The organism is Microbacterium sp. ISL-103 (genome assembly GCF_018613995.1).
In the GTDB taxonomy this organism is placed as follows: Bacteria; Actinomycetota; Actinomycetes; order Actinomycetales; family Microbacteriaceae; genus Microbacterium.
Window position 1 is genome coordinate 1 of the sequence record NZ_JAGGPD010000175.1, and the last position, 7,162, is coordinate 7,162.

The window sequence follows — 7,162 nt, forward strand, 5'->3', positions numbered from 1 at the left end:
GGCGGGGCGCACCACGGCGTGGTTCGACAGCACCCAGGTGCTGGGGGCGCCGACAGCGCCGAACGCGTCGAGCGACTCGCGGATGACGTCGCCGAGAGCCTTCGCGTCCCACTCGGTCATCAGATACGGGAAGTTGAACGTCTGGTGCATCTCGTCGGGGCGCACCCACAGAGCGGTCTGCTTCAGCGTCGGCATCCACGCCTCGCCGCACAGCGCACGGTCGCCGTCGTACTCGGCGAGCACCTCGTGCCAGTCGCGGTAGATGTCGTGCACGCCGTCCTGACCCCAGTACGGCACGTTCGCCTCGCCGCCGCCCATCGAGTCGGCGTCGGCCGGCGGCGTGTAGTCGGGCAGGCCGTCGGCCTTGATCATTCCGTGGGCGACGTCGACGCGGAAGCCGTCGACACCGCGGTCGAGCCAGAAGCGCAGGATCGAGCGGAACTCCTCGCGCACCTCTTCGTTGTTCCAGTCGAAGTCGGGCTGCGTGGGGTCGAAGATGTGCAGGTACCACTGGCCCGGCGTGCCGTCGGCCTCGGTGATGCGCTCCCACATGCCGCCGCCGAAGACGGACTCCCAGTTGTTCGGGGGCAGCTCGCCGTTCTTGCCCTTGCCGTCGCGGAAGATGTACCGCGCGCGCTCGGGGCTGCCCGGAGCCGCACGGAGCGCCTCCTGGAACCAGGCGTGCTGCGCGGAGGAGTGGTTCGGAACCAGGTCGACGACGACGCGGATGTCGCGGGCATGCGCCTCGTTCAGCATCGTGTCGAAGTCGTCGAGCGTGCCGAACAGCGGGTCGACGTCGCGGTAGTCGGCCACGTCGTAGCCGGCGTCGCGCTGCGGGCTCGTCATGAACGGGCTCAGCCAGATCGCGTCGACGCCGAGCTCTTTCAAGGAGTCGAGGCGGCTGGTGATGCCCGGCAGGTCGCCGATGCCGTCGCCCGAGGCGTCGGCGAACGAACGGGGGTAGATCTGGTAGATGACCGCGCTGCGCCACCACTCGGAACCGGGGGCTGCGATCTGCTCAAGCTGTGCCATGGCAACAGGCTAGTGCAAACGCTTACATGATCGCCAGCGTTGGTATCGAATCGATTCGGAACGACGCTCGGCGAAAGCGGTCCACACCGTCTTGCAGCGCGGGAGTATGCTTCGGGCATCCGACGACTGGAGGCTGTCATGGTTCCCGAGATCAACTACTGGGCGGTGCTCCTCGCCACGGCCTCGAGCATGGTCGTCGGCACGATCTGGTACTCGCCGAAAGTGTTCGGCACGAGGTGGTCGAGGCTCGCGAACGTCGACATGGATCGCCCTGGATCGAGCGCGACCATGGCGATCATCACCACGGTGTTCGTCAGCTTCGCGACGGCGTGGGTGCTGGCCGGAGCATCCGCCATCGCCTGGCACTTCTACGACGGGTCGTTCTTCTGGGCAGCGGTCGTCACCGGCGTGCTGCTCTGGGCCGGCTTCACAGCGGCACGCTTCATCACCCATGATGCGTTCGAGGGGCGGCCGACCGCGCTGACCACCCTCAACATCGCGCACGAACTCGTCACGATCGTGATCATGGCGCTGATCATCGGGGTGTGGCCGCCGGCGCTCGGCTAGATCGCGGAGTCCTTCGTGAGGTCCTGCGCGAGCATCACCAGGATGCCGCTCGGGCCCCGCAGGTAGGTGAGCTTGTAGACGCCCTGGTAGTTCGCGACTCCTCGGAGCGGGTGGCAGCCGTGCCGGGCGGCGACGGCGAGGGACTCGTCGATGTCGTCGACCGAGAACGCGACCCGGTGCATGCCGATCTCGTTGGCCAGCGTAGGATCGGTCTCGATCGCCTCGGGATGGATGTACTCGAACAGCTCGAGCCGGCCGAGTCCGTCGGGCGTCTGCAGCACGGCGATTCTCGCGTGGTTGCCGTCGAGACCCACGGCCGTGTCGGCCCACTCTCAGCTCACCTCGTCACGGCCGAGGATGCTGAGACCGAGATCGGTGAAGAAGGCGATCGTCGCCTCGAGGTCGCGCACGGCGATACCGACGTTCTCCAGTTTAATGGGCATGCACCGGATGCTACTCGCGGGGTGCGAAACGCCGGAGGCGTCGAAAAGACTAGACCTTCGCCTCTTCCGCCCGGACTTACTGGTATGCCAGCATTTTGGGTGTGACCTCCTGGTCGCCTGCGGGTCGCCGACTCGGGCCGCGGTTCAGACCGAGGGGGTCTTCATGTCGGGTTCGTCGCGCCGCACCGCTCCGTGGATGATCGCTGCCGCGATCGTGGCCGCGGCGCTGGTCGCAGGCGCGGCATCCGCAGCCGCCGGCGATGGCCCCTCAGATGCCCCGACCGCCGACGTCGCCTCGGACCCCACGCTGTCCGTCGCGCTGGCGTACGAGTTCCTCGATGCGCGCGTCGACCAGTTCTGCGACGGCGCCGGCCACTGCCTGCCGCGCAGCTACGAGGGCGGGTTCTTCACCGACTTGCCGACATGGGACTTCACTCCCTCGTTCGTCTACGACGACGCACTCGTCGTGATCGCGTACACGGCCCGGGGACTTCCCGACGACATCCGTCGCGCGCGGTCAGTCGCCGACACCCTGCTCTTCGTGCAGGCGAACGACCCGATCGGCGACGGGCGGGTCCGTACCTCGTACGAGCCCCACGGCATCCGCCAGGGACGTGTCGAGATCACCGGCCCCGGCACCTTCACCGGCAACCAGGCGTGGGTGGGCATGGCCCTCACGCGGATCTTCCACGCGACCGGCGAGCAGAAGTACCTCGACGGGGCGCTGCAGATCGCGCAGTGGATCCAGACGAACACCGCCGACATGGCGCGCGCACCCTTCGGATACACCGGCGGGCAGCTCGAAGACGGCTCGTCGCTCGTGTGGAAGTCGACCGAGCACAACAGCGACATCGCCGGATTCTTCACGCAGCTCGCGCAGCTCACCGGTGACCCCGTGTGGTCCGACCGGGCATCGGTGGCGGCCGACTTCGTCGCAGCGATGCAGAGCGCCGACGGGCATGTCGACACCGGCACGCTGCTGGACGGATCGACGGTCAACACGCGCCCCATCCCGCTCGATGCGCAGACCTGGAGCTCGCTCGCCACCGGTGACGCCCGCTACGACACCTCGCTGGACTGGACGCTCGACAACCTGATCGCCACCGACGGGCCGTATCAGGGAGCGTCGATCAGCGACGCCGACGTGTCGAAGGTCTGGTTCGAGGGCAGCGGTCACCTGGCGCTGGCTCTCACGCTGCGCGACGCGGCGGGTGACGCGGATCGCGTGGAGTCCCTGCTCAGCAGCATCCGACTCGGTCAGCGCGACGCGCCCAACGGCGACGGCAAGGGCATCGTCGCCACATCGACCGACGGCCTGGACTCCGGCTTCGGCGACCTCTATTACGCGAGCCTGCACACCGGCGCGACGGCCTGGTACCTGCTCGCCGCCGCGGGCGACAACCCCTTCCACCTGCCCGTCGACTGAGCCTGATCGGCCGCGGGGCGGGGGCGCTTACGCGCGCTGCGGAGCGGTGCGGGGTCACTTTCGCACGGGAAAAGCCCGTGTCGGATGCGGTACTGGCCCCGCTCGGGGCGCGGATGCCGTTCGACCACACCGTCGAGCCCAGTCACGCGGGCTCGCGGATGCGGACACGGCCTCGCTCGGTACGTCGTGGGTGGTCGCCGAGGAGCTCGGCATCCGCTGATCCGCCCGGCCGAAGCCGTGTGCGACCCGTGCTTACGCGGCGACGCGGGCGACGGCGGCGATCGCGCTGGTGAAGAAGTCGACGCCGTCGATGCCCGAGCGCATGGCGGCGGTGGTGTCGGGACCGAAGCCGGCCTCGGTGGCGTGCTCGGGGTGCGGCATGAGCCCCACCACGTTGCCCGCCTCGTTGGTGAGTCCGGCGATGTCGCGCAGCGAGCCGTTCGGATTCACTCCGGCGTAGCGGAATGCGACGAGGCCTTCGCCTTCGAGACGGTCGAGCGTCTCTTCGTCGGCGATGTATCCGCCGTCGGCGTTCTTCAGCGGGATCGTGATCTCCTGGCCCGTGCGGAACCGGTTGGTCCAGGCCGTGTCGGAGTTCTCGACGATGAGCTTCTGATCGCGACGCACGAAGTGCTGGTGGTCGTTGCGGATCAGTCCGCCGGGCAGCAGGTGCGCCTCGACGAGCATCTGGAAGCCGTTGCAGATGCCGAGGATCGGCATGCCCTTGGCCGCGGCGTCCTTGACCTCGCTCATGATCGGCGAGAGGGCGGCGATGGCACCGGCGCGCAGGTAGTCGCCGTAGCTGAAGCCGCCGGGAAGGACGAGAGCGTCGACGCCTTCGAGGTCGTGCGAGCCGTGCCACAGGGCCACGGGCTCGGCGCCGGCGATGCGCACCGCGCGCTGCGCATCGCGATCGTCGAGCGAGCCCGGGAAGGTGATGACGCCGATGCGAGTGGTCACTCGGCGACCTCGATGCCGACGACGTCTTCGATCACGGAGTTGGAGAGCACCTCGTCGGCGATGCGACGGGCCTCGGCGAGGATCTCGTCGGTGACCTCGCCCTCGACGGTGAGCTCGAAGCGCTTGCCGATGCGGACATCGGAGAAGCCCTCGACGCCCAGACGGGTGAATGCGCCGGAGACGGCCTTCCCCTGGGGGTCGAGCAGTTCGGGCTTGGGCATGACGTCGACGACGATGGTGGGCATGAACGGCTCCGGAAGTCGCGGGCGGACGGGCGTGCTCAGTCTACCGGCTCGCGCGAGGGCTGCTCTCGCGAGTGGCGGCGCTCAGGCGTGGAAGACGGTGTGCAGGTCGCCGACGGCCTCGCGGCCGCCCAGGCCGTCGATCTCGAACAGCACCGAGATGCCGACGACGTGGCTGCCGAGGCGCTCGACCAGCTCGCGTCCGGCGGCGAGCGTGCCACCGGTGGCGAGCACGTCGTCGATCAGCAGTACGCGGGATCCGGCCGGCAGGTCGTCGTGCATCTCGATCGTCGCGGTGCCGTACTCGAGGGCGTAGTCGACGGATGCCGCGGGGCGGGGCAGCTTGCCGGCCTTGCGGATCGGGATGAGGCCGACACCCGCGGCGATCGCTGCGGCCCCGGCGAGGATGAACCCGCGAGCCTCGATGCCGGCGACGACGTCGAACTGGCCCGCGAACGGCGCGACGATCGCCTCGGTGGTGGCCTGGAGGGCCTCGGCGTCGGCCAGCAGCGGGGTGATGTCGCGGAAGATGATGCCCGCCTCGGGGTAGTCCGGGATGCTGCGGATCAGCGATGCGGCGCGGACGAGGGCGGGGGAGAGTTCGGTGTCGGGCACCGGACAAGGGTACGCCGCGTTCACAACTCAGGAGAAACGGGCCCCGGTCGGCGGATTCCGGCCGTTTCGCCCGAATCGTCCCGTTCTCCGGCGTCATGGACGCACACAGCTCGGGCTTGACACCGTGGGAGCGCTCCCATAGAGTCACTGGACAGTGCGTGGGAGCGCTCCCATGGAGAAGTGCCAGCGGAAGCCGCCACGCACGCCCCGAGCACCACCCGCATCACCACCGCACGACCCACCACAAAGGAGTGAACTGTGAACACACGTGCCCGCAAGCGGATCCTGATGGCAGCAGCCGCGGCATCCGTCTCCGCCCTGGCCCTCGCCGGCTGTGCCTCCGCCGGAGCAGAAGGCGGCGACGGCGCCGCCGGCGACGAGGACGTCACGCTGACCGTGACGACCTTCGGAACCTTCGGCTACGAAGACCTCTACAAGGCCTACGAGAAGGAGCACCCGAACGTCACGATCGAGGCGACGAACATCGACACCGGCGGCAACGCCCGCACCGACGCGTTCACGAAGATCGCCGCAGGCTCGGGCCTCAGCGACGTCGTCGCGATCGAAGAGGGCTGGCTCGGCGCCATCATGGACGTCTCCGACACCTTCGTCGACCTGCGCGACTTCGGCATCGAAGACCGCAAGGGCGACTGGGTCGACTGGAAGTACGGGCAGGCGACCGACGCCGAGGGCCGCGTGATCGGCTACGGCACCGACATCGGCCCGAGCGGCATCTGCTACAACGGCGCGGCCTTCGAGGCCGCAGGCCTGCCGAGCGATCGCGAGTCCGTCGCCGAGCTGCTGAACGGCGACTGGGAGAACTACTTCGAGGTCGGCGCCGAGTACACCGAGAAGACCGGCAAGGCCTGGTACGACCACTCCGGCTTCGTCTGGAACGCCATGGTCAACCAGCTCGACGAGGGCTACTACACGACCGACGGCGAGCTGAACGTCGAGGACAACGCCGAGCTCAAGGAGCGCTTCGAGCTGCTGGGCGCTGCGACCGAGGGCGGCCAGTCGGCTGCGCAGACCGCGTGGGACTGGAACGGTGGCAAGTCGTTTGTCGACGGCACCTTCGCCACGTTCGTCTGCCCGGGCTGGATGCTCGGAGTCGTGCAGGGTCAGGTCGAGGCCGGCGGCGGCGACGCCTCCACCGGATGGGACTTCGCCGACGTCTTCCCCGGCGGAGCAGCCAACTGGGGTGGCGCGTTCCTCTCGATCCCCGAGAGCTCCGAGCACAAGGAAGCCGCGGCCGAGCTCGCCGACTGGCTGACGCAGCCCGAGCAGCAGGTCAAGCAGTCTGAGGCAGCGGGCAACTTCCCCTCGACGGTGAAGGCGCAGGAGACGCTCGCCTCGGATGCGACGCCGAACCCGTTCTTCAACGACGCGCCCACCGGTGCGATCCTCGCCGAGCGCGCGAAGGGTGTCGTGGCGCAGTTCAAGGGCGCCGATGACTCGGTCATCCAGGAGAACGTCTTCGGTCCGGCCCTCAGCGGCCTCGACCGCGGCGACACCGACACCCAGGGTGCCTGGGATGCCGCGATCGCGCTCCTGAACGAGCTGGTCGACTGACCCAGCCGCATCCCTTCCGGTCGCAGTTCGTGCNNCGCGGACGCACGGACGCACGGACCAGGACCAAGGAAGAGTCATGACACTCACCGATGAGCGCTCGCAGGCGACGACCGCGTCGACGACGAACGCGAAGAGCCCGAAGACGGATGCCGCCGGCCGGCGTCCCTGGCGACACCGCCTCTCGCGGTTCGACCAGAACGCCTCGCCGTACTTCTACATCTCGCCGTTCTTCCTGCTCTTCGGACTGGTCGGACTCTTCCCGCTGCTGTACACGGTGTGGGTCGCCGTGCACGAGTGGGACCTGC

At 68.6% G+C, this 7,162-nt stretch carries 7 protein-coding genes and 2 pseudogenes; 4 read left to right on the forward strand and 5 right to left on the reverse strand.

Translation table 11 applies throughout. The features are described from left to right. On the reverse strand, positions 1–1,032 hold a 1,032-nt coding region (locus J7E68_RS07275), incomplete at its 3' end, for an alpha-amylase family glycosyl hydrolase (protein ID WP_251048741.1). A 138-nt stretch (positions 1,033–1,170) separates the two neighbouring features. Between J7E68_RS07275 and J7E68_RS07280 the strand changes: the two genes are divergently transcribed. Beyond that, entirely contained in the window at positions 1,171–1,599 is a 429-nt protein-coding gene (locus J7E68_RS07280) for a DUF1761 domain-containing protein (protein ID WP_215171265.1), read from the forward strand. Here J7E68_RS07280 and J7E68_RS07285 read toward each other — a convergent pair. Further along, positions 1,596–2,042, reverse strand: a pseudogene (locus tag J7E68_RS07285) (VOC family protein). The gene J7E68_RS07280 and the pseudogene J7E68_RS07285 sit on opposite strands and share 4 nt — an antisense overlap. 163 nt (positions 2,043–2,205) lie before the next feature. Here J7E68_RS07285 and J7E68_RS07290 point away from each other — a divergent pair. Beyond that, a complete protein-coding gene (locus J7E68_RS07290) occupies positions 2,206–3,468 on the forward strand; it encodes a hypothetical protein (protein ID WP_215171267.1) in 1,263 nt (420 codons plus the stop codon). 252 nt (positions 3,469–3,720) lie between these two features. Here J7E68_RS07290 and purQ read toward each other — a convergent pair whose 3' ends face one another. From purQ to J7E68_RS07305, 3 genes are all read right to left on the reverse strand, one after another. Then, a complete protein-coding gene (gene purQ / locus J7E68_RS07295; RefSeq protein ID WP_215171269.1) occupies positions 3,721–4,428 on the reverse strand; it encodes a phosphoribosylformylglycinamidine synthase subunit PurQ in 708 nt (235 codons plus the stop codon). Continuing rightward, positions 4,425–4,673 (reverse strand): phosphoribosylformylglycinamidine synthase subunit PurS, encoded by a 249-nt coding sequence (purS, locus tag J7E68_RS07300; RefSeq protein WP_215171271.1) that lies wholly within the window; start codon positions 4,671–4,673, stop codon positions 4,425–4,427. Before purS ends, purQ begins: the two co-directional genes overlap by 4 nt. An 81-nt stretch (positions 4,674–4,754) precedes the next feature. After that, positions 4,755–5,285 carry an adenine phosphoribosyltransferase gene (locus J7E68_RS07305; RefSeq protein WP_215171273.1) on the reverse strand — a complete coding sequence of 177 codons (531 nt, stop codon included), beginning with the start codon at positions 5,283–5,285 and terminating at the stop codon, positions 4,755–4,757. 258 nt (positions 5,286–5,543) lie between these two features. Between J7E68_RS07305 and J7E68_RS07310 the strand changes: the two genes are divergently transcribed. Both J7E68_RS07310 and J7E68_RS19655 read left to right on the forward strand, forming a co-directional pair. Continuing rightward, the gene (locus tag J7E68_RS07310) at positions 5,544–6,857 is read left to right on the forward strand and encodes an ABC transporter substrate-binding protein (RefSeq protein WP_215171275.1); all 1,314 of its coding nucleotides are present in this window, start codon (positions 5,544–5,546) and stop codon (positions 6,855–6,857) included. Between the two features lie 76 nt (positions 6,858–6,933). Further along, a pseudogene (locus J7E68_RS19655) lies at positions 6,934–7,162 on the forward strand (sugar ABC transporter permease); the annotation flags it as partial.

Bases quoted from the DNA above. Each gene is read 5' to 3' on its own strand.
- J7E68_RS07290 (WP_215171267.1), top strand. From the start codon at position 2,206: ATGTCGGGTTCGTCGCGCCGCACCGCTCCGTGGATGATCGCTGCCGCG.
- J7E68_RS07280 (WP_215171265.1), top strand. From the start codon at position 1,171: ATGGTTCCCGAGATCAACTACTGGGCGGTGCTCCTCGCCACGGCCTCG.
- purS (WP_215171271.1), bottom strand. From the start codon at position 4,673: ATGCCCACCATCGTCGTCGACGTCATGCCCAAGCCCGAACTGCTCGAC.